Origin of the sequence: Microbispora sp. H10830 (assembly GCF_014161375.1) — a bacterium.
GTDB classification, from domain to species: domain Bacteria; phylum Actinomycetota; class Actinomycetes; order Streptosporangiales; family Streptosporangiaceae; genus Microbispora; species Microbispora catharanthi.
The window spans coordinates 44,230-68,093 of sequence record NZ_JABBWX010000024.1; the positions used below are offsets into that span (position 1 = coordinate 44,230).

General features: G+C 70.9%; 20 protein-coding genes. 12 read left to right on the forward strand and 8 right to left on the reverse strand.

From position 1 onward, the window contains the following. Window positions 1-271: 271 nt before the first annotated feature. On the reverse strand, window positions 272-535 hold the full coding sequence (locus HHX35_RS38765; protein ID WP_182903578.1) for a hypothetical protein: 264 nt from the start codon (window positions 533-535) through the stop codon (window positions 272-274). A gap of 167 nt (window positions 536-702) precedes the next feature. Between HHX35_RS38765 and HHX35_RS38770 the strand changes: the two genes are divergently transcribed. Next, a complete protein-coding gene (locus HHX35_RS38770) occupies window positions 703-1,425 on the forward strand; it encodes a GNAT family N-acetyltransferase (protein WP_220506381.1) in 723 nt (240 codons plus the stop codon). Here HHX35_RS38770 and HHX35_RS38775 read toward each other — a convergent pair. From HHX35_RS38775 to HHX35_RS38800, 6 genes are all read right to left on the reverse strand, one after another. Next, window positions 1,412-2,536 (reverse strand): S9 family peptidase, encoded by a 1,125-nt coding sequence (locus HHX35_RS38775; RefSeq protein ID WP_182903579.1) that lies wholly within the window; start codon window positions 2,534-2,536, stop codon window positions 1,412-1,414. The genes HHX35_RS38770 and HHX35_RS38775 overlap by 14 nt on opposite strands. A 32-nt stretch (window positions 2,537-2,568) precedes the next feature. Then, window positions 2,569-3,939: an aldehyde dehydrogenase family protein gene (locus HHX35_RS38780; protein ID WP_182903580.1), complete on the reverse strand. Its 1,371-nt coding sequence runs from the start codon at window positions 3,937-3,939 to the stop codon at window positions 2,569-2,571. Further along, complete coding sequence (locus HHX35_RS38785) at window positions 3,939-5,033, reverse strand: phenazine antibiotic biosynthesis protein (protein WP_182903581.1); 1,095 nt, start codon at window positions 5,031-5,033, stop codon at window positions 3,939-3,941. The genes HHX35_RS38780 and HHX35_RS38785 overlap by 1 nt, the downstream gene beginning before the upstream one ends. A gap of 325 nt (window positions 5,034-5,358) precedes the next feature. Next, window positions 5,359-6,537 carry a CU044_5270 family protein gene (locus tag HHX35_RS38790; protein WP_182903582.1) on the reverse strand — a complete coding sequence of 393 codons (1,179 nt, stop codon included), beginning with the start codon at window positions 6,535-6,537 and terminating at the stop codon, window positions 5,359-5,361. Next, entirely contained in the window at window positions 6,530-7,105 is a 576-nt protein-coding gene (locus HHX35_RS38795; protein ID WP_182903583.1) for an RNA polymerase sigma factor, read from the reverse strand. Before HHX35_RS38795 ends, HHX35_RS38790 begins: the two co-directional genes overlap by 8 nt. A 478-nt stretch (window positions 7,106-7,583) precedes the next feature. Next, a complete protein-coding gene (locus HHX35_RS38800) occupies window positions 7,584-8,849 on the reverse strand; it encodes a Fic family protein (RefSeq protein ID WP_220506382.1) in 1,266 nt (421 codons plus the stop codon). A 331-nt stretch (window positions 8,850-9,180) separates the two neighbouring features. Here HHX35_RS38800 and HHX35_RS38805 point away from each other — a divergent pair, with 331 nt between their 5' ends. The 5 genes from HHX35_RS38805 to HHX35_RS38825 all read left to right on the forward strand — a co-directional run bounded on the left by HHX35_RS38805 (window position 9,181) and on the right by HHX35_RS38825 (window position 16,116). Further along, entirely contained in the window at window positions 9,181-10,791 is a 1,611-nt protein-coding gene (locus HHX35_RS38805) for an ABC-F family ATP-binding cassette domain-containing protein (protein ID WP_182903584.1), read from the forward strand. Between the two features lie 92 nt (window positions 10,792-10,883). After that, a complete protein-coding gene (locus tag HHX35_RS38810; RefSeq protein WP_182903585.1) occupies window positions 10,884-11,657 on the forward strand; it encodes a hypothetical protein in 774 nt (257 codons plus the stop codon). Window positions 11,658-11,704: 47 nt separating this feature from the next. Further along, window positions 11,705-12,802 (forward strand): saccharopine dehydrogenase, encoded by a 1,098-nt coding sequence (locus tag HHX35_RS38815; RefSeq protein WP_220506383.1) that lies wholly within the window; start codon window positions 11,705-11,707, stop codon window positions 12,800-12,802. A 187-nt stretch (window positions 12,803-12,989) separates the two neighbouring features. Next, window positions 12,990-14,858: an RNA polymerase sigma factor gene (locus tag HHX35_RS38820; RefSeq protein ID WP_182903586.1), complete on the forward strand. Its 1,869-nt coding sequence runs from the start codon at window positions 12,990-12,992 to the stop codon at window positions 14,856-14,858. Window positions 14,859-14,961: 103 nt separating this feature from the next. Further along, window positions 14,962-16,116: a C40 family peptidase gene (locus HHX35_RS38825; protein WP_182903587.1), complete on the forward strand. Its 1,155-nt coding sequence runs from the start codon at window positions 14,962-14,964 to the stop codon at window positions 16,114-16,116. Between the two features lie 83 nt (window positions 16,117-16,199). Here HHX35_RS38825 and HHX35_RS38830 read toward each other — a convergent pair whose 3' ends face one another. After that, window positions 16,200-16,703: an inorganic diphosphatase gene (locus HHX35_RS38830; protein ID WP_139580300.1), complete on the reverse strand. Its 504-nt coding sequence runs from the start codon at window positions 16,701-16,703 to the stop codon at window positions 16,200-16,202. 86 nt (window positions 16,704-16,789) lie between these two features. Here HHX35_RS38830 and dacB point away from each other — a divergent pair, with 86 nt between their 5' ends. The 6 genes from dacB (at window position 16,790) to folE (ending at window position 23,833) form a co-directional block, all read left to right on the forward strand. Further along, a complete protein-coding gene (dacB, locus tag HHX35_RS38835; protein WP_310739606.1) occupies window positions 16,790-18,175 on the forward strand; it encodes a D-alanyl-D-alanine carboxypeptidase/D-alanyl-D-alanine-endopeptidase in 1,386 nt (461 codons plus the stop codon). Window positions 18,176-18,232: 57 nt separating this feature from the next. Beyond that, a complete protein-coding gene (locus HHX35_RS38840) occupies window positions 18,233-19,282 on the forward strand; it encodes a zinc-dependent metalloprotease (protein ID WP_182903588.1) in 1,050 nt (349 codons plus the stop codon). Window positions 19,283-19,379: 97 nt separating this feature from the next. Then, window positions 19,380-20,390: a tRNA lysidine(34) synthetase TilS gene (gene tilS, locus HHX35_RS38845; protein WP_182903589.1), complete on the forward strand. Its 1,011-nt coding sequence runs from the start codon at window positions 19,380-19,382 to the stop codon at window positions 20,388-20,390. A 12-nt stretch (window positions 20,391-20,402) separates the two neighbouring features. Further along, window positions 20,403-20,960, forward strand: a complete 558-nt coding sequence (gene hpt, locus HHX35_RS38850) for a hypoxanthine phosphoribosyltransferase (protein ID WP_310739608.1) — start codon at window positions 20,403-20,405, stop codon at window positions 20,958-20,960. A 267-nt stretch (window positions 20,961-21,227) separates the two neighbouring features. Continuing rightward, window positions 21,228-23,234 (forward strand): ATP-dependent zinc metalloprotease FtsH, encoded by a 2,007-nt coding sequence (gene ftsH / locus HHX35_RS38855; RefSeq protein WP_139580298.1) that lies wholly within the window; start codon window positions 21,228-21,230, stop codon window positions 23,232-23,234. 2 nt (window positions 23,235-23,236) lie between these two features. Next, window positions 23,237-23,833, forward strand: coding sequence for a GTP cyclohydrolase I FolE (folE, locus tag HHX35_RS38860; protein WP_259405800.1), 597 nt, complete (start codon window positions 23,237-23,239; stop codon window positions 23,831-23,833). Window positions 23,834-23,864: the final 31 nt, after the last annotated feature.

Consider the following 23,864-nt stretch of genomic DNA (forward strand, 5'->3'; position numbering starts at 1 on the left):
TCACCTCCCAAGAGGCTCCGGAGACGCCAGGACCCCGGCAGGAGGATCTCCTGCCGGGGTCCCGCACGTGTGGTGCCGGTGCCGGGTCGCCTCTCGGCGAAAGGCACAACGCGGCTCCAGCCGAACGGTAGTCCGCGAAGGCAAATTAGGTGAGGCCCGGGGACACCTGCACACCGGCCACGCTTCATCCAACCACGTGTCCGCACTCGTTGTTCCCGGGCCACGCCATCTTTTTCCAAGCCGATCTCCGGCGCCCGCTGCTCAAGCCCGCTCAATCCCGGAGGAAGACGGTCTTTCCGGACGTGCCGGGGAAGACGAGGACCAGGTGCTCCTCGACGGGGCCGTCGGACTCGTACGCCATGGCCTCCTCTTGTTTCCGCACGTAGACACGGACGCGATAGCGGCCGGGCCCGGCGGAGGCGAGGTTCGGCAGAGGGGCGCTTTCCTCTCCGCCGCCCTCACCCACGTGAAGGGCGGTGGTCGCCTGCCGCACCGCCCGCAGGCGGCGGGCAGGGTCCGCACAACGGGCGGTCATCCGTGCCTGGTACGCCGACAAAATCAGAGGCACCTTATCCACAGGAAGATCGAAATGTACGGATGATGGGAAAAGGGCCGCGGCCGCCGATTCCTCCGGTTGATTCTGCGCTCGCGGGGGCGAAAAAGGTGTTGCCCGCCGTAGCGGGCTGCGGAAGCCTCCCTCCTGTGGAGCGAGTGATTCTGGCCGGGGCGGACGGCGTCCCGGCCTTCAGTTATGTCGAGGACGAGCGGTACGGGCTGCCGTGCGCCGACCTGGTCGAGGTCATGGGCCCGGGCGCGGTCGACGCGATCATGGCGAAGCTGCCGGGCTGGGCGGTGGCGGGGCCGGTCGATCTGGGCGAGGCGCTGGTCGCACGCGGCGCGCGCGTGGTGCGGCACGCCCACGAGATGACCTGTGAGCTGGGGACGGCGCCGCCCGCCGAGACCGGGGCGCCCGAGGGCTTCCGGTTCGTGCCCTGCGACCGGTCTCCAGAGGAGGTGTTCGCGGCGTGGCGGGCGGCCTATCCGCCGGGTCACCCCGACCACCGGAACGTGGACGACGCCGCCGCGCTGCGCGACATCCTCACCCCGTTGCTGGAGGGGAAGGTGACCGGCGAGATCCTGCCCTGCGGCGTGCTCGCCGTGGACCGGGACGACGTGGTGGCCGGCGGCGCGGTGGTCACCCTCTTCCACGACCGGCCCTGGGTGGTCGAGGTCTTCCGCCACCCCGCCCGCACACCCTCCGGCCTCGGCGCGCGCATGCTGGCCGCCGCACGGGACAGGGCGGCGGCAGGCGGATGGGAGCGGCTGGGCCTGGTCGTGTCCGAGGGCAACCCGGCCAGACGCGTCTACGAACGGCTCGGCTTCACCCTGGTCGGCAGCTCGATGACCGTCGTCATCCCGAGCTGATCGACGCGACGAACTCCTTCACCTCCCGCTCGTAGCGTGCGGGGTCGGCGTTCCAGGAGCCCGTGTGCCCGCCTCCGCTCGTCCGCACGAGCCTGACGATGTCGGGGCGGGCCTCGGCGAACCGCAGCGCCGGGCCGATCGGCACGGTCGCGTCGTCGTCGTCCACGAAGACCAGGGTGGGGATCCTGAACTCGCGGGCGTGCCGCAGGTGGTCGATGTCGTCGAAGGACACGCCGGTGCGCCGCTCGATGACCCATTCGCCCACCGACACGAGGAAGCCGGGCACGCCCATCTGCTCGGCCCCGAGGGCGATCGGCGCCCGCCAGTCGATGACCGGGCTGTCGAGGATCATGGCCTTGATCGGCTCGCCGGGCAGGTTGCGTACGGCCATCGGCACGATGCCCCCGCCCATCGACCAGCCGTACAGGACGATCCCGGTCGCGCCCTGGCCCTTGGCGTACGTGATGGCCGCCGCCACGTCCTGCCACTCGGTGGCGCCGAGGTGGAACTTGCCGTCGGAGCTCGCAGGGGCGTCCTCGTCGTTGCGGTAGGTGATGCCCAGCACCGGCATCCCCAGGCTGTGGAAAACCGGCAGCACGCGCAGGGCCTCCGCCGGGCCGCCGTTGCGGCCGTGTACGGCGATCACCCAGGTCGTCGAGGTGCCCTCGGTCCGCCAGCCGGGGAAGTCGCCGAGCGGCGAGGGGATCCTCACGTCCGTGTACGGCACGCCGGCGGCGGCCGGGGTCGCGTGGCCCCACAGCCAGCGGTCGAGGTAGGCGTGCACTCCGGGCCGCAGCTCGCCGTGGACGACCTCGGTGACCTTCCTGGTCACCGTGCCGGCCCCGGTCGTGATCACCTGTCCCACCAGTGCGTTGCCGTCCGCCCAGGTCAGGCCGTACGTGCCGGGGGCGGCCGTGTCGGCGCCGCCCTTGATCGTGACCTGGTCGCCGCTGACGGCCGTCACCTCCAGGGGATAGCCGGAGGTGTGGACGGGGTCGATGACCAGGCCGGAGTAATACCAGCCCGCGCCGCCGACGGCGGCCACCGCGAGCACCACGACGACGGCGAGCGTCCACAGCAGGCGGCGCCGCCATCGTGTCGTCCTGCGCATGGCCCAGAATCTACTGGGCCTTTATCCGTTGGTTAAGTGCGGATGACGCCTTTCGTACGCATGAGGAACTCACCGAGGTAGGCGTCGTGCGGAACCCACGGCGGCATCAGATACGTGGGGGTGTCCCCCAGGTAGACGTTCCTGATCGACGGGTCCTCCACCAGGTGGTCGACCAGCCCGGCGTCCTCCGTTATCGCGGTCAGCACGAGCGTGTTCCGCAGCGGCTCGATGCCGTCCGCCCGGCTCCAGGGCGCGAACCACACACAGGGGAACGACAGCTCGATGCCCGTCTGGGGCGCGTCCGGCCGGTCCACCCGGAAGACGGCCGGCCGCAGGACCCCGCTGCCGTCGCCCAGGTCGTCCACCACGCCGTCGCCGCCGAGCACCGGCGTCGCGCCGTTCACGTGGTCGAGCAGGTACTTCTCGATCGCGTGCGCGTCCGCGACCGGCTGGACGGGCAGCACCGCGCCGTCGTCCTCCGGCGGCAGGCTCGGGATCGCCGAGAGCCGTTCCGCGACGGCCTCGGCCACCGGCGCGGGATCGCCCTCCACGAAGACGGCGGTGGTGTTCACGCAGGCCGTGCCGCCGAAGGCGCTGACCGACTCCACGATCGTGCCCAGGTGGGACTCCCAGTCGTGCCCGGTAAGCAGGATCTTGGACCGTCCAGGGCCCTGCGGCAGCACCCTGACGTCGTTGCCGTACTTGTTCACGACCTCCTCGCCGCCGTACACCATGGCGAGGTCGGCGTCGCGGATGATGTCGTCGGCCACCGTGTAGTCGGTCGGCAGGAGCACCACCTGGTCGTCGCCGAACCCGGACTCCCGCAGCGCCGTGATCAGGCGGTGGGGGGTGAACGGCTCGCGCCGCGAGGGGCGCACCGCGACCCGGTAGCCGAGCGCCAGGGCCTCCAGCCACAACGTGTGCACGCCCGGGTGGTTGCCCGCGGCGTGTACGGCGAAGACGTCGCCGCGCCGCGTCCAGACCGCCTGGCCGTTGCGGGTGAGCGGGTCGCGCCAGTCGTCCACCGCGCCCTCGGGACGTGCGTACCGGGTGGTGCGGTACGCCTCTCCGGCGCGCCGTCCGATGCCCGAGGTCGCCGAGCGGACCACGGTGATCGGCATCCCCGAGACGCGGCTGACGATGTGCTGGTACTCCTCCGCCGGAATGCCGTCCACCACGCCGGTCGCGAAGAGCCGTCCCGCGCGGGCGAGGGCCGCCGCCCGCTCGTGGGCCGGCAGGGTCCGCGCCTCGCGCAGGGCCGCCATCGTCCGCTGGACGAACAACCGCGGCACCAGGCTCAGCTCGGCGACCGGCGTCCCGGTCAGCTCCGTGATCGTCAGCCGGCTGCGGCTGTGGTAGGGACCGCCCGCGCCCAGCGCGTCGAGCCGGATCAGCTCGTCCATCAGTACACCCCCTCGATGACCGTCTCGTTCTCGAAGGTGGGGAGCGGGCCGACGCCGGCGACGGAGTCGCCCATCTGCCCCGGCGGCGGCGCCACGCGGGTGGCCAGGTCGCGTTCGAGGTTGTTGGGCAGCAGGAAACTCTTGCTGACGTGATGCATCACCACCTGGCCGCGGTCGCCGTACCGGACGGCCTCCCCGGTCTCCTGGTCCACCACCGAGAACGTGATGTAGGGCGAGAACGTGTCGAAGATGACCAGGTCCTCCTCCGGCGGCGCGACGCGCTCGGCCAGCCCGCCGAGGATCATCGTGCTGCCGTACGTGCCGTACAGCTTGACGTTCGGGAAGACCTCGGTGCGGAGCAGGTAGCGGGTGTCGGGGTCCATGTGCGCGCCGCCCCAGCTGATCGCGGCGACCTTCGTGTTGATCAGGTCGACGAGCGCCCTCCTGCGGGCCAGCCGGGTCAGCAGCGGCGGCGTGGTCACCAGGACCCGCACGTCCTGGGTCTCCAGGATGTAGGTGCTCTGGTCGATCAGGTGCTCGGCGTAGCGCTCGGCCTCGTCGGCGCGGCCCTCCGCGATGCACCTCTTCACCCACCGGGGGTCCATGTCGACCGTGAACCGGATGCCGCCCCGCCGCGCGGCCTGCCAGCGGACCAGCTCGCCGAAGACGTGCGGCCCGGTAGGCCCGAGCGACAGCCAGTGGCCGCTCTCGGGGTAGCCCCTCGCCCGCAGGTCCTGCTCGGTCCTGTGCATCAGCCGTTCCACCCAGTCCCGCAGCAGCACGACGCGTTTGGGCGGCCCGGTGGTGCCGCCGCTCTCGTACACGCCGATCACGTCCGCGTCCGCGCCGTACCCTCGGGGGATCAGGTCCTCCACCCGGACGTCGCGCAGCTCGTTGGCCACGTTGGGGAAGCGGCGCAGGTCCTCGAAGGTGCGCACGTCGTCACGCGGGTCGAAGCCGAGCGTCTTCGCCCGGTCCAGCCAGTATGGCGAGCCGGTCTCGGGGCTGAAGTGCCACCGCATGGCGGCCTCGATGAACTCCGGGCCCTCCGGGACCTGGTCGAGCGGGCAGTCGAGGATCGGATCTGTTGACATATCCGGCCCCTTTGACTCGGAAATCCCCTGAAAAGCCAGGCTATTTCCGGGCGATTCGCCACCAGGTCAAGAGATTCCGGGACTGTGGAAAAGTCGGCCACCAGATCCCAGGGCCGGATCCCAGGACTCGATCTCAGGGCGGATCCGGGGCCGGATCCCAGGACTCGATCTCAGGGCGGATCCGGGGCCGGATCTCAGGACTCGATCTCAGGGGCGTCCTCGTCCCGCCACTCGCCCGACGCGGCCACCGAAGGCTCGCCACGCGGCATCCGCCCGCCCCCTCACGTCTCCGCCGCTTGGTTCCCGTACGCGGCGGGGCGAACCGTCAGCAGGGCACTTTGACGTGGGAGGGGTGGGGTGCGAGGGAGGGCAGGTCCTGCGCCACATCCACCCCGACCACGGCGCTGGAGCCGATCACCGCTCCCTTCGGCGTACGCGTCGTCACCTTCCTCGGCTTCCTGTCCCGTTCGAGCTCACGGCGCAGCGTCTCGGCGTCCATGCCTTTGGACACCCCGTCGCGGACGACGCGGTCGATGTATGCGTCGCTCAGGGGCCGGGTCGTGAACGATGTCGTCCTGTCGCGGGTCGCCACCGTGCGCTCGCCCAGGTAGCGGTAGGTGCTCTTGTCGAAGACGAGCTCGGTCCGGGTGTGGTCCTCCTCCATCGTGACCCCGATGCCGTGCCGGCCCGCCGCGTCCACGGCGTCCGGCACCATCGTGATCCCGTCGACTCCGGCGGCGATCCGGAACAGCGCCGCCGTGAGAGCGGGACGGAAGGCGCTCTCGCGGACGAACGTTCCGACAGCCCCCCAGAACCGCAGGTGCTCCGGCACGGCCGTGGCCTTGGCCGCCTCGGTCTCGATCCGCCGCCGCAGCCAGGCCTCGTCGAGGGGCCAGGCGGCCATCCGGGAGGCGGTGACGGCGTCGGCCGACGGGCAGGCGGGAGTCTCGGTCAGCGTGTCCTCGGGCTCCCTCTGGAGCTGCGGTCGCGGGCTGGGCAGTGCGATGCCCGGAGCCGGAGCCGCGCTGATCTGCCGTTCCCTGCTGAGCCAGGGTCCGGTGCCGCCTGCCGGGATCCAGCGCTCCTCGGTGCCGGTGACCTGCATCCCGGCACCCTCCATGGACCAGTAGCTCATCGTGCGCATCTCGAGGTGGACGTACTCACCGGGGCGAGGCCGTAGCTCCGGCTCGGCCGCGGCGGTCCGCGCCGCGCGCTCCAGGAGCTCACGCGCGTTCGCCGGAGGCGCGGCCGGCAGCCCGGCGACGCCGCGGGAATCAGATCCGTCCGGCCGGATCTCGGCCACGAGCACTCCCGCGGTGAGCGCCGCGGCCACGCCGCCCGCGAGCGCGATCCTCAGTCCTGTCCGGGGGATTCGCAGCATCCAGGCCCGGGATCGCGGCGCGCGGGCCGCGGTCAGCAGCGCGCCGCGCGCGCCGCGCAGGTCCTCGTCCGACCCTTCAGGCACCTCGGTCCACAGTCGTCTGACAGCGGTGATCTCATCCATCGTGGTCCTCCTTGATCGTCAGTGCCTCGCGGATCTTCCTGCGTGCTCTGTTGAGCCGTGAGCGGACGGTGCCGAGGGGAATGCCGAGCGCCCGCGACACCTCCTCGTAGGTCAGGTCGGCCCAGGCGACGAGCAGCAGCACGTGGCGGTCGCCCGGTCTGAGCGCGGCGAGCGCCGCAGCGAGCGGCCGGTTCACCGCCAGCGTCGTCACTTCGTCCTCCACCAGGCCGCCGGACACGTCCGCGGGATGGACGCCGCTGCGGACGTACGCGCGGTAGACGGTGATCTCGCTGCGGCGGCGCTTGCCGATGACGTTGGAGGCGATGCCGTACAGCCAGGGACGGGCGTCGGCGTGCCGGACGTCGTAGCGATGCCGGTTCTGGAACGCGGCGAGGAACGTCTCGGACACCACGTCCTCGGCGTTGTCCGGCCCCAGGCGCCGGGCGGCGTACCGGTGCAGGGAGGGCGCGTGCCGGTCGAAGAGCACGGCGAAGACCTCGGGCTCCCCCAACGACCGCTGGATCAGCGTCGTGTCTGCCGCGTCAACGGCCGTGGCGGATTCCGGCATGAATGGTGGGCCCCTTCATCAGTCGCCTCTCGCGACGGCGGGTATGGTCGCCCGTTATTACCGGCCGCCTCCGGAATGGTTCACGATGTCGATGCTCCGGGGCCGCAGGCCGTCGTGACGGCGGAAAAACGGCGTGCCCGGTGTGGTCAGCGGCAGGTAGCCTCTCCGGGAAATCTGGAAGGGGCGTCACATGGGGCACGTCGAGGTCGGGCAGCCCATCTGCAAGCTATGATCCTCTGCAGACCCGAGCCCTGACGCCTACCTGCGCGGGCGCACGCTCACGCGTGTCTGTCAAAGGCGGCCGAGGCCGCGGCGGCGCAGTAGGTCACGCTGTTCGACGAACTGGCCGGGATCGGCGCTGAGAAGAAGGCGCGAGCGCCCTGCCGGCACCACAAGATCGATGGCGGCACTTCGCGAACGACTGGCGGACGGTTGACCGGCTACTGGCGGCGGCAGGCATCGGGGCGCGCAAGCGCCCTCATGGGCGGTAGGGGACCGGACGCGCGGGTGGTGCCTGGCGAGTGTCACCCAGGGGGCTGGCGAGGGCTCGCTCGAATCCGGTGAGAGCGTTGATGAGCTCGGGTACCTCGAATGCGCGGTTGCGTCTTCCAATAGTGGTCTGTTTGAGCACACCCGCTGCCGCGAGCTGGTTGACGGCGTCGTTGGCGCGCTGTGTGGATCGTCCGATCAGATCGGCGGCGGTGGCGACTGTGAGTACGGGAGCGGAGGGAAGCACTCGCAGGAGGAGATCGACGGACGACCCCGCACGAACTCTCCCCAGCTTCTTTCGCCATTCCGTTTCCATGGCGTCCAGCTCCGCGCCGAATCGGTCTGTGTCGATGACGGCCCGAGTGGTGTCCGCGGTGAATCGATCGATGCAGGCGCCGATTCCCTCTTGAGCCCGGGGTGAGTCGGCGGCTCCTTCGTAGCGGTACGCGGTGAGCGCGGAGACGTAGGCGTCGGCGTGCGACGCCAGAACCAGACTGATCGGCGGGACGAAACGGGGTGCAAGCCCCCGCCTCTTGAGGATCAGGTGGATGAGTGCCCGCCCCGTGCGGCCGTTGCCGTCGACGAACGGATGGATCGTCTCGAACTGAGCGTGAGCGATGGCGGCTTGAACCAGAGCGGGATGTTCGTCTCCTGATATGTACGCGCACAAGTCCTCGAGCAGATCATGGACCCGGTCGGGTGGGGGAGGAACGAAATCGGCTGTGCACGGTGACATCCCGGTCCCACCGACCCAGTTCTGCTCGGTCCTGATCTGTCCGCCGAAGCGTTCGTCCCGAGTTCCGCCGAGCAACTTCCGGTGGAGGGTCAGTATGTCCTCCACGTGGATCCTCGGCGCGTCCGCGAGATCGAGGGCTGATTCCATCGCCCGGACATTTCCAAGGACGGCATAGGCCGTGTCGTCACGTGTCTCTATGCCGGTACGGGATGCCACATCCGCCTTGGCCAGTCGCCGGACGTTGATCTGCAGGCCTTCGATGAAGGAACTCGCCACGGCTTCGGCTCTCAGGAGAAGCCTGGCCAGGGCTTCCAGACTGACGAGAGCCCGTGATGAAGTCCCCAGCTCGATGAGCCGCTGTTCGGCGTCGGTCACGTCTGCCGCACGTTGCCCTGACAGAATCAAGGGGCGGTCCACCAGGAGGTCCGGCAGGTAGGCCCTGTAGTGGCAAGACTGACGCTCCGCTCGTGTGGCGCCGTTCGGAGTCCCCGCCCACATCATGGCCACATACTCAGCCACAAGTGTTCCTTCCCCTGGCTCATGTGAACACTTATAGGGTAACCGTTCGCATGACCGCGAGCGGTGGAACACTTCGAGCCGCGGTGATCGATCAAGCTCGGCCTATGTGAGGACGCCTCTCCCTTCGCTTCATACGAACACTTAGCCGCGAACCGTTCCTACAAGCCGGAGACGGGACGCTTCGAGGCCGGTCAGCTCAGCCCCTGGGCTCAGCCTCGAAGATCTCCTCTCGACGGGGCCGGCGGCCGATGGAATAACGAGATGCCACTTGCGAAGGGGATGAGTAGCCTGCGCGAGAAGCGCATGAGCATATCCGGGCAGGAGATTCGCGGTGGGGCACGTCGAGGTCGGGCATCTGACGCATGTGCTGCCGGACGGCAGGATGCTCCTGAACGACGTCTCGTTCCGGGTGGGGGAGGGCGTCAAGGCGGCCCTGGTCGGCCCGAACGGCGCGGGCAAGACGACCCTGCTCCGGATGATCGCGGGCGATCTCCAGCCGGTCGAGGGCACGGTGGCCCATTCGGGCGGTCTCGGCGTGATGCGGCAGTTCGTCGGCAACATCCGGGACGGCCGTACGGTCCAGGACCTGCTGCTCAGCGTCGCGCCGGAACGGGTCAGGACGGCGGCGGAACGATTGGACGCCGCCGAGCTCGCGATGATGGAGCGCGACGACGAGAAGACCCAGATGCGGTACGCCCAGGCGATCACCGACTACACCGACGCCGGGGGCTACGACATCGAGGTGCTCTGGGACGCCTGCGCGATGGCCGCCCTCGGCACGCCGTACGACAGGGTGAAGTATCGCGAGGTCGCCACGCTGTCCGGCGGCGAGCAGAAGCGGCTGGTGCTGGAGGCGCTGCTGCGCGGGCCCGACCAGGTGCTGCTGCTCGACGAGCCCGACAACTACCTCGACGTGCCGGGCAAGGTATGGCTGGAGACGGCGCTGCGCGAGACGCCCAAGACCGTGCTGCTGGTCTCCCACGACCGGCAGCTGCTCGCCAACGCCGCCAACCGGATCGTCACGGTCGAGTCCGGCAACGTCTGGATCCACGGCGGCGGCTTCGCGACGTACGCCGAGGCGCGGCGGGAGCGCAACGAGCGGCTCGACGAGCTGCGCAGGCGCTGGGACGAGGAGCACGCCAAGCTCAAGCGCCTGGTGGTCATGCTCAAACAGAAGGCCACCTACAACGACGGCATGGCCCCGGCCTACCACGCGGCCCAGACCCGGCTGCGCCGGTTCGAGGAGGCCGGGCCGCCGGAGGTCGCGCCGAAGGACCAGGTCATCAGCATGCGGCTGCGCGGCGGACGCACCGGCAAGCGTGCGGTGATATGTGAGGGCCTGGAGCTGACCGGCCTCATGAAGCCCTTCGACCTGGAGGTCTGGTACGGCGAGCGGGTCGCCGTGCTCGGCTCGAACGGCTCGGGCAAGTCGCACTTCCTGCGGCTGGTGGCGGGGGAGGACGTGCGTCATTCGGGCACGATGCGGCTCGGCGCGCGGGTCGTCCCCGGGCACTTCGCCCAGACCCACGCCCGGCCCGAACTGCTCGGCCGTACGCCCTGCGAGATCGTCATGACCGAGCACGCCCGGCTGAAGAACGAGGCGATGAAGGCTCTGGCCCGCTACGAACTCGCCGGCCGGGTCGCCGAGCAGCGATTCGAGACGCTGTCGGGGGGCCAGCAGGCCCGCCTGCAGATCCTGCTGCTCGAACTGTCGGGCGCCACGCTGCTGCTGCTCGACGAGCCGACCGACAACCTCGACCTGGCCAGCGCCGAGGCCCTGCAGCAGGGCCTGGACGCCTTCGAGGGCACCGTGCTGGCGGTGACGCACGACCGCTGGTTCGCGGCCGACTTCGACCGCTACCTGGTCTTCGGCTCCGACGGGCGCGTGTACGAGTCGCCCGATCCGGTCTGGGACGAGACACGCGTGGTCCGCCCGCGATAGACCGCCGGTAAAGATACCGGCGGGAGCGCGCGTGTCCCGGAGGCGGCGTCCCATTCAGCGGTTATGACGGCTAAGTGACGCGACGTTGCCACATGACCGTCGCACTCGCCCTCGCCGCGCTGGCGATGGCGTCGTGCGCGAGGGAAGACAAGCAGGAGGGCCCGCAACCGCTGGCCCTCAAGGAGCAGGTGTCCTCGATCGTGCGCTCGGGGGCCGGATACGCGGTGACCTGGGCGGGGGTGCTGAGCAACCCCAACCGCTGGCATTTCGGGGAGAACGCCGTCGCCGTGATCACGGCCGTGGACGCCGCGGGCAAGGAGGTCGTCCACCAGGAGCAGCCACTGGACGCGGTGCCACCCGGCCGCCCGCTGGCCTTCAGCGGCCAGGTCACGAGCCCCGCCCAGCCGGTGCGCGTGAAGATCGACTACCGTCCCGCCTCATGGCGGTCCATCACGCGCGTCCCGTCGGCGTTCCTCAAGTTCCCGATCTCGGACGTCCGCACCGACAAGCTGACGAACGGGTCCTACCTCGTCACCGGCTACGTGCTCGACCCGTTCCGCAAGCCCGCCGGCGGGCTCGCCGTCACGGCCCTGTTGCGTGACGCGGCGGGCAAGCTCGTCGGCGGGGCCACGTCGTTCGTGGACGACGTACGGCCGGGGGCCAGGAGCAGGTTCGTCATCACCGTCGAGGGCGTGCGCGGGCCGGTCGGTGCGACCGACGTGCAGGCCACGACGTGGGGCTCGACCGCCAAGACGTACGAGGACCTGGCCCAGGCCGGAGCCGTTCCGCTGCACACGGTCGCGCCGACGACGGAGCCGTTCGCCAAGGACCGCGGATATCCACCGCCCAACGACCGGCGCCAGTGAGCGGCCCACTGCCGATCTTGACAGGGCAGGCGGGTTACCGTAGCGGGATGGCCATCCCCAGGATCGTGCTGTTCGGAGCCACCGGCTTCACCGGCAGGCTCACCGCCGAGGCGCTCGCTGCGCGCGGGGCCCGGCCGCTGCTGGCCGGGCGGGACCAGACGAGGCTCACCGCCCTCGCCGACGCGTTGGGCGGCGACCTGCCCACCGCGGTCGCCGACGTCGGCCGCCCCGAGTCCGTACGCAGGATCGTCGCGCCGGGTGACGTGCTGATCTCGACCGTCGGCCCGTTCGTCCGGTGGGGAGAGGCCGCGGTCGCCGCCGCGACCGAGGCGGGCGCGGTCTACTTCGACACCACCGGAGAGCCCACGTTCATCAAGCGGATCTTCCAGCGGTACGGCCCCGCCGCGGCGGCCCGGGGCGCGGCCCTGATCACCGCCTTCGGGTACGACTACGTGCCCGGCAACCTCGCCGCGGCCCTGGCCCTGCGTAAGGCCGGGCCGGGGGCCGTCCGTGTGGACGTCGGCTACTTCGTGGAGGGCGGCATGGCGCGTCGCGCGAGCGCCGGGACCCGCGCCTCGGCGCTGGGAATGGTCCTGGAGCCGATGTACGGCTTCCGCGAGGGCCGCATCGTCCCCGAGCACGGCCGCACCCGGAAGTTCCTCGTGGACGGCCGCGTGCGGCACGGCCTGTCCATCGGCGCCTCCGAGCACTTCACGCTGCCGCCCGCGCATCCCGGCCTGCGCGAGGTGAACGTCTACCTCGGCTGGCTGGGCGGGCTGACCAGGGTCGCGGGCGTGCTGGCCAAGGCGACCCCCGCCATCGCCGCGCTGCCGGGGGTCCGGCGGGCGACCGAGGCGCTGGCCGACCGGGTGCTCCGTACGGGCGGGGGCGGCGCGCCGGCCGGGGCGGGCGTGTCGTCGAGCATCGTCGCCGAGGCGTACGACGCGGGAGGCCGCCGCCTGGCCGCCGTCCACCTGACCGGAGGCGACCCGTACGAGTTCACGGCCGGCGTGCTGGCCTGGGCGGCGACGACGGCGCTTGCCGAGGGTGTGCACGGCACCGGTGCCCTGGGACCCGTGGACGCCTTCGGCCTCGACGCGCTCACCCGGGGCTGCGCCGAGGTGGGAATGACCGTAAGGGAGTGACAGGCGTCCGTACGGCGTCGTGCACGGCGTCCCCTACGCGGGCCGGATTTTTCGCGATTAGTCACCTAATAAAGCGGCGAACTCCGGCAAATTAACTGGATGGCAGAGGTAAAAACCGACGATGTAGGAACATGACTTCACCTGAATGGGTGGAGCGGGGAGTTACTGAGCATTTACTCTCAGTTATATGAATGATGGCGTCCTGGTCGAGGCGTTGCGGGCCCGGGATCCGGGAGCGCTGGCCGCCCTTTATGACACATATGCGGGCAATCTCTACCGGTACTGCCGCACGTTGCTGGCCGGGCCCGACGCAGCCCAGGTCGCGCTGCGCGACACCCTGATCGCCGCGGAGGCCCTCGTCGGCTCGCTGGCCGACCCGGACAGGTTCCGCCCCTGGCTGTACGCCCTGGCCCGCGGCGAGTGCATGCGCCGCCGTACGCCGGAAGAGGAGGACGGGCCGGAGACCGGGCCGGTCCCCGTCGCGACCGTGCCCTTCCCCGGCGTCACGGCCGAAGGCGCCGAGGCCGACCTGCGCCTCGTCGCGAGCAGCGCCGTGGGAGCGCTGTCAGCCGAGGACCGGGAGGTGCTCGAACTGGTCGCCCGGCACGGGATGACCGGCCAGGACCTGGCCGCGGTGCTCGGCACGCCCGAGCGGTACGCCGAGGCGCTCCTCGACGCGGCCACGGAACGCCTGCGTGAGACGGTGACCGTCGAGATCCTGGCGAGGCGTGCGACCCACGACTGCCCGCGGGCGTCCGCCATCCTCGCGGGGTTCACGGGAGAGCTCACCGCGCAGGCGCGGGCCCAGCTCACGCGGCACCTCGCGCGGTGCGAGACCTGCGCGCGCCAGCGCGTCAGGCAGATCTCCCCGGCCAAGGTGTTCGGTCTGCTCCCTCAGATCGCCCTGCCGGAGACGCTGCGGGTGCGGGTGCTCAGCAGCTTCATCGACCCCGAACTCGTCCCCTATCGGCGGTACGTCGCCAAGCGCGTCGGCGGGCTCAACGCCGCGGGCTTTCCGAGGGCCGGTCGCCGCGAGGGCAGGCTGGCGCAGGCGGTGGCGGGCGCCGTGGCCGCCCTGGCGGCGGTGGCGACGATCGCGCTCGTGTTCGCCCAGTTCGCCGGGGACCTGCGCGAGCGGGCCGCCGACACGATCGCCCCGCTCCGGCTCCCCACGGCGGAGGCTCCGGCCGGCCCGTCCGGCGGCACCGCCTCCCCGGAGGGGTCGTCGGACGAGGTCGACGGGGGCGGCGGGCGCTCGCCCGTGCCTCCGGTCTCCCGGGAACTGGCCGAGCCGGTCGTGCCCGTGGTTTCCGCGAGGCCGGTCGCCCTGCCGCGCCCGGCGCCCCTGCCCGCACCCGTGCCGCCCTCCGCCGGCCGGCCGCACCGTCCCGCGCCGCACGGGAAGCCGTCCGGGCGCCCCACAGGGGGCTCCTCCTCGCAGGGTCCGGGCGCCTCGCCGTCCGGTCCGACGCCCACGCCCACCATCACCCCCGGCACTCCCGGCTCTGAGCCGGGCGAGGAGCCCACCCCCGGCGGCTCCGGCTCCGGCGGGCCGGGTTCTGGCGGGCCGGGTTCCGGCTGGCCCGGTTCTGGTGAACACGGTTCTGGTGGACACGGGTCCGGCGGCCCCGGGCCGGGCTGGCCGCCCCGGGGCGGACCGCCTCCGGCGCACTGGCCGGGACACCGTCCGCCCTGGCGTGACCACCAGCACCATCCCCGTCCCCACAGGGAGTGCCCGCCGACGCCCGCGCCCTCCCGCACGCCCTCGGGCGACCTCGGCGGGCCCACGGCCCTACCGCCATGGCGCGGCGGACACGGCGCCAGGCACAAGGCACAGGACGCCCGAGGCGGCGGGAGGACGCAGGACGCCTCAGGCGGCGGGAGGACGCAGGACGCCTCAGGCTGGAGGGGGCGGGGCGCCGGAGACGGCGGCCCGCCGGGCGTACCCGGAGGAGTCCGGGACGGCGGCTCCGAACGCGGAACGGAGCGTCGTGGCACTTCCGGCGACCCCGGGAGCGGAAGCTCCGGAGGGCCCGGAGGCGCTTTCCCTGTCTAAACGGGACGACCTACCACATAGGTTGATTACAGGGCGTAGCTTAGATGTGTACGGAGAGTAGTCGCCGGGAAGTGAGGGGAGTGGAGCAGGGAAGGGGAAGGAATTGCCACTCCTCAGAGCGTCGGGGCTGGTCGCCGGGCTCGGGTCAAGTCTCGTCCTGACCTTCGGAGCCCCGGCTGGAGCCGATCCGAAACCGTCCGCGAAGGACGTCGCCAAGGCACGCCAGCAGGTGCAGGAACGCGCACGGGAACTGGGCGAAGCCGAGGCCGACCTCGCGGTCGCGCAGGCCCGCCGAGAGGCGCTGAACACCGAGGCCGAGCGGCTCGTGGAGTCGTACAACGGGCAACTCGTCCAGCTTGAGCAGGCGCGTGCCGCGTACGAGCAGTCGGCGCGGCGGGTCCGCCAGGCGTCCGACCAGGTCGCCCGGCTGCGCGGCGAGGTGGCGGCCAGGGTGGCCGAGGGATACGGCGGGGTGCGGCTGTCACCGCCCGCCGCGGCCATGCTCGGCGGTATCGGCGACGTGCACGGCTTCCTGCGAAGAGCCAGCATGCTGACGCAGCTCGGCGACGAACAGACCGCTTCGCTGCAACGGCTGAAGGACGCGCAACAGGTCTTCGAGATCCTCCGAGAACAGGCGGCCCGTGCCTACTCCGACCAGTCGCGCAGCGCCGACGAGGTGCGACAGGCGAAGGACGCGGCACAGCGGGCCGTCGAGGAACAGCTCGAACAGACCAAGCGAATCGAGCAGGAGAAAGCGGAGATCTCCAAACGGCTGGAGGCCGCCCGCGACCGCGTCGACGAGCTGAAACAGGCGAGGAGCAAGGCCAGGCAGGCGGCGCTCCCCGCGCGCAGGAGCCTGGCGGTGCCGGCCTGGACCGGGCGGCTCGGGTCGGGACCCGGTGAGATGGCCGCCCAGTGGGCGCTCAAACAGATCGGCAAGCCATATGTGTGGGCCGCCGCGGGCCCGTCGGGGTTCGACTGCTCGGGGCTGACGATGCGGGCCTGGCAGCGGGCCGGGGTGTCACTCGATCACTGGACCGGCACGCAGTGGACGTCGGGACAACACGTCCCGCTCAAGGAACTGCGCACCGGCGACCTCATCTTCTACGGCCGGTTGAGCCGGAACCCCGGCGACATCCATCACGTGGGCATCTATATCGGGCGCGGCATGATGGTCCACGCCCCCCAGACGGGGGACGTGGTGCGCATCTCGCCCATCTGGCGCCACGATCTGGTCGGCGCCACCCGGCCGGGCTAGGGTCGCGCCCCTTGGATCTTTCGCCTACTGCGGTCGCCCAGGCGCCGCCGCGCTACGGCAAGATCCGCGGGACACTCCCTGACTCAGTGCTCCTCGTCGTGGTGCTCGGTCTCCTGGAAGCGCTCGATGCTGGCGACGATCTCGGCCTCGGCCTCGACACGGCCGACCCAGTTGGCGCCCTCGACCGACTTACCGGGCTCCAGGTCCTTGTAGACCTCGAAGAAGTGCTGGATCTCCAGCCGGTCGAACTCGGCGACGTGGTGGATGTCGCGGATGTGCTCCATCCGCGGATCGGTCGCAGGGACGCACAGGACCTTGTCGTCGCCGCCCTTCTCGTCGGTCATCCGGAACATCCCGACGGCGCGGCAGCGGATCAGGCAACCGGGAAAGGTCGGCTCCTGGAGCAGGACGAGCGCGTCGAGCGGGTCCCCGTCCTCGCCGAGGGTGTTCTCGATGAACCCGTAGTCGGCGGGGTACTGGGTGGACGTGAAGAGCAGGCGATCCAGACGTATGCGGCCGGTCTTGTGGTCAACCTCGTACTTGTTCCGTTGTCCCTTGGGGATCTCAACGACAACGTCGAACTCCACTCGTTCCTCCGCATGAGTCCCCGGTCTCCCGGGCTGGCGTTAATGTCTCGTAGGCGTGGTCAAGGTCGGCGCGAAATGAGGGTGTAGTGGTGCGACGTGAGCGGTGGATGGTGGTGGCCACCCTCGCCCTGCTGCAGATCTTCGTCGTCCTCGCGGGCACTTATCTGATCACCCATGACGCCGACAGGACCCCGGCTCCGGTCGCGTCCCCGAAGCCGACCCCGATCCCCCTGGTGACCGCGGGTCCGGTTCTGGCCGCGGCGGGGGACGGGGCTCTCCCCGCCAAGGGTACTTTGACCACCCGGCTCACCGCTGCGATGGGTGACCCCGCCCTCGGCGGCAGTGTGGCCGGGATCGTGCTCGACGTCGCGACGGGAACGCCGATTTTCGACGGCCGCTCGGGCACCGCCATCACCCCGGCCTCGACCACCAAGGTCGTCACCGCGCTGACGGTGCTGGCCACGGTGGGGCCGGACGCCCGCCTGGCCACCCGGGTCGTGCGGGGGGCCTCCGCCACGTCGATCGTCCTGGTCGGCGGCGGCGACCCGACCCTGGCAGGCCCGCGGACGAGCGCCGCCGAGCAGGAGGAGATCTACCCGCGGCCCGCGTCGCTCGCCCGGCTCGCCTCGAGCACGGCCAAGGCGCTCAAGGCGGCGAAGCTCACCTCGGTGGACCTGTCGTACGACGCCTCCCTGTTCAACGGGCCGCGGACGGCGCCGGGCTGGAAGCCGACGTACATCCCGGAGGGCAGCGTCGCCCCGGTGTCCGCGCTCATGATGGACGAGGGCCGGGCGGCCAACGGCGCCCGCTACCCGGACCCGGCGCAGGCCACCGCCGACGCGTTCGCCACGCTGCTCAGGAAGAACGGCATCAGGGTGGGCAAGGGGGTCGACTCGGCCAAGGCGGCGCCCACCGCGCAGGAGCTGGCCCGGGTGGAGTCCGGCCCGATCTACGCGCTCGTGGAGCGGATGCTCACCCACAGTGACAACGACCTCGCCGAGGCGCTCGCCCGGCAGTCCGCCATCAAGGAGGGCCTCCCGCACACCTTCCAGGGCGTGCCCACGGCGGTCGGGCGCGTGCTCACCCGCCTCGGCGTGGCCGACGGGGTGGAGGTCCACGACGGCAGCGGGCTGTCCACCAAGAACAGAATCGCGCCGACGGCCCTCGCCCACATCCTGGCCGTGGCGGCGTCCCCCGCCCATCCGGAGCTCCACTCGCTGATCAGCGGCCTGCCGGTCGCGCATTTCACCGGGACTCTGCACAATCGCTACGAGAAGTCCGAATCGAAGGCCGGCGCCGGATTGGTGCGCGCGAAGACGGGCACTTTGAACGGGGTGAACACCCTGGCGGGCATCGCGTACACATCCGAGGGCCGGTTGCTGACCTTCGCGTTCATGGCCGACCAAGTGGCCAACCCGCCGGAGGCGATCGCCGCCCTCGACAAGATGGCCACAATCGTCTCCCAGAGCTGACCGTCCCCCTCGCGCCTGCATGCGCGGCGAGAAGTCGGAGAACGTACGGTGGTGGGTATGCAGGTGATCGACTGGGATCTGGCCGTCGCGACCGGGGTGCGCCTTGTGCGGCCCGGCCCTCAGGTGAGCCGCGAGGAGGCCAGGCAGGCGGTCCTCGAACTGCGGCGGCTGTCGCGGGACGCCGAGGGGCACGTGCGGGAGTTCACCCGCATCGACTCGGCGACGCCCGAGGCGGCGACCGTGGTCGACCGTCCCGGGTGGATCCGCGCGAACGTGGACGGCTTCCGCGTGGTGCTCGAGCCGCTGACGCAGAAGATGTCGAACATGCCGGCGGTCGTCGGCGCGGTCGGCTCGCGCATCACCGGGCTCGAGGTCGGCGCGGTGCTGGCCTTCCTCGCCTCCCGGGTGCTCGGGCAGTACGAGCTGTTCCTCCCGCCCGACCCCTCGGGCAACGCCCCGACCGGCCGCCTGACCCTGGTGGCCCCCAACATCGTGCACGCCGAGCGCGAGCTGGGCGTCGATCCCCGCGACTTCCGCCTGTGGGTGTGCCTGCACGAGGAGACCCACCGGGTGCAGTTCACCGGCGTCCCCTGGCTCCGGGAGTACGTCCGCGGCCAGATGACCGAGTTCCTCCTCGCGTCCGAGATGGACCTGGCGACCCTGCTGGAGCGCCTGCGCGCCGCCTCCGACGCCGTGGCCGACGCCTTCAGAGGCGGCGAGGGCAACCTCATCGAGGCCATCCAGACGCCCGAGCAGAAGGCCGTGCTCGACCGCGTGACGGCCGTGATGACGCTGGTTGAGGGGCACGGCGACTACGTCATGGACGCGGTGGGCCCGTCCGTGGTGCCGTCGGTCGCCGAGATCCGCGCCAAGTTCCAGCGCCGCCGCGAGGGCGGCTCGCGCTTCGACCAGCTCGTCCGCCGGCTGCTCGGCATCGAGCTGAAGATGAAGCAGTACGCCGAGGGCTCCCACTTCGTCCGCACCGTCGTGGACGAGGCCGGCATGGAGTCGTTCAACAAGGTCTGGACCTCGCCGGAGACCCTGCCCGACCGCGGGGAGATCGCCGACCCGCACGCCTGGATGTCCCGCGTCCTGGCCTCCGCCTGACGTAGATCCACCCGGCCTCCGCCTGACTTCCACCCACCCGCCCGGGCTCGCCGGACGGGCGTTTCCCCTGCCCGCCGCGGGCGGCCAGAATGGCCGCATGGGCCCGCATCCCGCCGTCGCCGACGTCCGCCGCGCCGTACGGCTGTCGCTCGCGGACCTCGCCGCCCCTCGGAGGGCGGGGGAGTCGTCCGGCGCGCTCGTCCTCGTGGCCTGCAGCGGTGGCGCCGACTCGCTGGCGCTGGCGGCGGCCATCGGCTTCGCGGCCCCGCGCCTCGGCCTGCGCGCGGGGCTGCTCACCGTCGACCACGGGCTGCAGGAGGGCTCGGCCGACCGGGCCCGCGACGTCGTACGGCTCGCGCCCACGCTCGGTCTCGACCCGGCCGAGGTGCTGACCGTCACGGTCGGCACGGCCGGGGGCCCCGAGGCCGCGGCGCGGGAGGCCCGCTACGCCGCCCTGTCCGCCGCGGCCGGCCGCCTGGGTGCCGCCGCGGTCCTGCTCGGCCACACGCGTGACGACCAGGCGGAGACCGTGTTGCTGCGCCTGGCCCGCGGCAGCGGCACGCGGTCCCTGTCCGGCATGGCGGAGGTCTCGGGGATCTACCGGCGGCCCCTGCTGGGGCTCGGCCGGACGCGGACCAGGCAGGCGTGTGACGCCCTCGGCCTGCGCCCCTGGGACGACCCGCACAACGACGATCCGGCGTACACCAGGGTCAGGGTGCGTCGCGACGCCCTCCCGGCGCTGGAGGCCGCACTGGGGCCGGGGATCGCCGAGGCGCTGGCCCGCACGGCGCGGCTGTGCCGGGACGACGCCGACGCCCTGGACGCGTGGGCGGACGCCGTCCACGCGAAGTCGCGCGGCCCCGGCGGGGAGCTGGACGTGTCCGTGCTCGCGGATGTGCCGGGGGCGGTGCGGCGGCGGGTCATCCAGCGGGCGGCCGTGGAGGCAGGGGCGCACGCCGCCGCGCTCGCGGCGGTGCACATCGAGGCCGTCGAGCGGCTGGTGACCGGCTGGCACGGGCAGAAGGGAGTGGACCTACCCGGGGGGGTGGGGGTGGTCAGGCGCTGTGGCACCCTTGTCTTCGCCGTGGACAATCTCTCGCTCGCGTAAGGAAAACCCCAGGTGGACGCAGCCGACATGGGCAAGGATCTCTCCAGAGTCCTCATCTCCGAGCAGGAGCTACAGGAGAAGATCAGAGAACTGGCGGGCCAGATCGACGCCGACTACGCCGGCAGGGAACTGTTGATCGTCGGCGTGCTCAAGGGAGCGGTCATGGTCATGGCCGACCTCGCCCGCGCGCTGCACGTGCCCGTGCAGATGGACTGGATGGCCGTTTCCTCGTACGGCGCGGGGACCATATCGTCCGGCGTCGTGCGGGTGCTGAAGGATCTGGACACCGACATCGCCGGCCGGCATGTGCTCGTGGTCGAGGACATCATCGATTCCGGGCTGACCCTCTCGTGGTTGATGAACAACCTGAAGTCGCGCAACCCGGCGTCCGTGGAGATCTGCACGCTGCTGCGCAAGCCGGACGCGGTGAAGGTCGAGTTGGACGTCCGTTACGTCGGTTTTGACATCCCCAACGAGTTCGTCATCGGGTTCGGGCTCGATTACGCGGAGCGGTACCGCAACCTGCCGTTCATCGGGACTCTTGCGCCTCATGTGTACGGAGGGGAGTAAGCCCTTAGCGAAGTGACCCTCGAATCGTGCGTTATTGGGCGCCTGGTCGGGGAACACGGGGTTGGCTGACGTACGTTGGAAAGGCAAAGCCGGAGCCGCTCGGGCAGTTACCCGACGCGGCTGCCGGGTGTACCTTCGGATATCCGCGGGAGGTCGATCGGCCGCCCCGCGGTAGCCAGAAGGAGCGGCAAGGGATGCCGCGACCCCGGGTTCTCCCGGGGCAGGCCTTGGTCAGGAAGGGACGGGCCCGCCGGGGTTCCGCAACGGATGGATCTCAAGCGATTTACACGTGGCCCACTGCTGTGGATCCTGGGCATCGTATTGCTTCTCCTGCTCGTCACCACGATGTTCGGCGGCGGCGGCAACTACACCACCGCCGACACCTCGATGGTCGTCCAGCAGATCCAGCAGGGCAATGTCAAGAGCGCGACCGTGGTCGACAAGGACCAGCGTGTCGAGCTGACGCTGAACCGGCCCGTCGAGGTCGGGGGCAAGACGACCGACCGCATCCAGGCCCTGTGGGTCGAGGGTCAGGGCGTGCAGCTCACGCAGGCGCTCGAGCAGGCCAAGCCCACTCAGGGCTGGACGGTCGATGTGGCGAAGGAGAACTTCCTCGTCAGCCTGCTGGTCAGCTTCCTGCCGATCATCATCATCGTCCTGATCTTCTTGTTCATCATGAACCAGATGCAGGGCGGCGGCTCCCGGGTCATGAACTTCGGCAAGTCGCGGGCGAAGCTGATCACCAAGGACACCCCGAAGACGACCTTCGCCGACGTCGCGGGGGCCGACGAGGCCATCGAGGAGCTCCAGGAGATCAAGGAGTTCCTGCAGGCCCCGGCCAAGTTCCAGGCCATCGGCGCCAAGATCCCCAAGGGCGTGCTGCTGTACGGCCCGCCCGGCACCGGCAAGACCCTGCTCGCCCGCGCCGTCGCGGGTGAGGCGGGCGTGCCGTTCTACTCGATCTCCGGTTCCGACTTCGTCGAGATGTTCGTCGGCGTCGGCGCCTCCCGCGTCCGCGACCTGTTCGAGCAGGCCAAGGCGAACGCCCCGGCGATCATCTTCATCGACGAGATCGACGCCGTCGGCCGGCACCGCGGCGCGGGCCTCGGCGGCGGCCACGACGAGCGCGAGCAGACCCTGAACCAGCTCCTCGTCGAGATGGACGGCTTCGACGTCAAGGGCGGTGTGATCCTCATCGCCGCGACCAACCGCCCCGACATCCTCGACCCCGCGCTGCTGCGCCCCGGCCGCTTCGACCGGCAGGTCGTCATCGACCGGCCCGACCTTGAGGGCCGCAAGGGCATCCTGCGCGTCCACGGTCGCGGCAAGCCGTTCGCGCAGGACGTCGACCTCGACGTGATCGCCCGCAGGACCCCCGGCTTCACCGGCGCCGACCTCGCGAACGTGATCAACGAGGCGGCCCTGCTGACCGCCCGGCAGGACCAGAAGCTCATCACGATGAACACGCTCGAGGAGTCGATCGACCGCGTGATGGCCGGTCCCGAGCGCAAGTCCCGGGTCATGTCGGACCAGGAGAAGAAGATCATCGCCTACCACGAGGGCGGTCACGCCCTGGTGGCCCACGCGCTGCCCAACTCCGACCCGGTCCACAAGATCACGATTCTGTCCCGCGGCCGCGCACTCGGTTACACGATGACGCTGCCGATGGAGGACAAGTTCCTCGCGACCCGGTCCGAGATGCTGGACCAGCTCGCCATGCTGCTCGGCGGCCGCACCGCGGAGGAGCTCGTCTTCCACGAGCCCACCACCGGCGCGTCCAACGACATCGAGAAGGCGACCTCGATCGCCCGCCGCATGGTCACCGAGTACGGCATGAGCGAGCGGCTCGGCGCCCGCAAGTTCGGCAGCGGCAACGGCGAGGTCTTCCTCGGTCGTGAGATGGGTCACGAGCGCGACTACTCCGAGCAGATCGCCTCGGCGATCGACGAGGAGGTCCGCCGCTACATCGAGAGCGCGCACGACCAGGCGTGGGAGATCCTCGTCCAGTACCGCGACGTGCTCGACAACCTCGTGCTCGAACTGATGGAGAAGGAGACGCTCTCCCGGGAGCAGGTCCTCGAGATCTTCTCGCCCGTCGTGCCCAAGGAGAAGCGTCCCTCCTACGCCGGCTACGGCAAGCGCCTGCCGTCCGACCGTCCTCCGGTCATCACGCCCAAGGAGCGCGCCAACGGCAACGGCTCGGCGCTGCCCGCCGGCGGCACCGGCTCCACCCCGTGGGTCAACGACCAGTCGGCGCAGCGGGACGAGGCCTGACCATGGCCGAACCCATGGTGGGGCCGCCCCCCGGCTTCGACCACGACCGGATCGAGAAGGCGGTCCGGGAGATCCTGCTCGCGATCGGGGAGGACCCCGATCGCGACGGGCTCCGGGACACTCCGGCCCGGGTTGCCCGCGCGTTCGCGGAGCAGTTCGCCGGCCTTGGCCAGCGGCCCGAGGACGCGCTGACCACCATGTTCGACGCGGACCACGATGAGATGGTGCTCGTCAAGGACATCGAGGTGATGTCCACCTGTGAGCACCATCTGCTCCCGTTCCACGGCGTGGCCCACATCGGCTACACCCCGAACGACAAGGGACGCATCACCGGCCTGTCCAAGCTGGCCAGGCTGGTGGACGTCTACGCCCGCAGGCCGCAGGTCCAGGAGCGGATGACCTCCCAGATCGCCGACGGCCTGATGCAGGTGCTGGAGCCGCGCGGGGTGATCGTGGTGATCGAGGCCGAGCACATGTGCATGACCATGCGCGGTGTACGCAAGCCCGGCGCCAAGACGATCACATCGGCCGTCCGGGGTGACTTCCGTTCCAGCGAGGCGACCAGGGCCGAGGCCATGTCGCTGATCCTGCGCGGCTGAGCGCGGGCGACGGCCGATTGGGACTCCGCTC

What these genes read in the sequence shown, in the direction of transcription:
- HHX35_RS38765 (WP_182903578.1), bottom strand. Translation starts at nt 535, where the DNA reads ATGACCGCCCGTTGTGCGGACCCTGCCCGCCGCCTGCGGGCGGTGCGG.
- HHX35_RS38775 (WP_182903579.1), bottom strand. Translation starts at nt 2,536, where the DNA reads ATGCGCAGGACGACACGATGGCGGCGCCGCCTGCTGTGGACGCTCGCC.
- HHX35_RS38780 (WP_182903580.1), bottom strand. Translation starts at nt 3,939, where the DNA reads ATGGACGAGCTGATCCGGCTCGACGCGCTGGGCGCGGGCGGTCCCTAC.
- HHX35_RS38785 (WP_182903581.1), bottom strand. Translation starts at nt 5,033, where the DNA reads ATGTCAACAGATCCGATCCTCGACTGCCCGCTCGACCAGGTCCCGGAG.
- HHX35_RS38790 (WP_182903582.1), bottom strand. Translation starts at nt 6,537, where the DNA reads ATGGATGAGATCACCGCTGTCAGACGACTGTGGACCGAGGTGCCTGAA.
- HHX35_RS38795 (WP_182903583.1), bottom strand. Translation starts at nt 7,105, where the DNA reads ATGCCGGAATCCGCCACGGCCGTTGACGCGGCAGACACGACGCTGATC.
- HHX35_RS38810 (WP_182903585.1), top strand. Translation starts at nt 10,884, where the DNA reads ATGACCGTCGCACTCGCCCTCGCCGCGCTGGCGATGGCGTCGTGCGCG.
- HHX35_RS38815 (WP_220506383.1), top strand. Translation starts at nt 11,705, where the DNA reads ATGGCCATCCCCAGGATCGTGCTGTTCGGAGCCACCGGCTTCACCGGC.
- HHX35_RS38820 (WP_182903586.1), top strand. Translation starts at nt 12,990, where the DNA reads ATGAATGATGGCGTCCTGGTCGAGGCGTTGCGGGCCCGGGATCCGGGA.
- HHX35_RS38840 (WP_182903588.1), top strand. Translation starts at nt 18,233, where the DNA reads ATGCAGGTGATCGACTGGGATCTGGCCGTCGCGACCGGGGTGCGCCTT.
- tilS (WP_182903589.1), top strand. Translation starts at nt 19,380, where the DNA reads ATGGGCCCGCATCCCGCCGTCGCCGACGTCCGCCGCGCCGTACGGCTG.
- ftsH (WP_139580298.1), top strand. Translation starts at nt 21,228, where the DNA reads ATGGATCTCAAGCGATTTACACGTGGCCCACTGCTGTGGATCCTGGGC.
- folE (WP_259405800.1), top strand. Translation starts at nt 23,237, where the DNA reads ATGGCCGAACCCATGGTGGGGCCGCCCCCCGGCTTCGACCACGACCGG.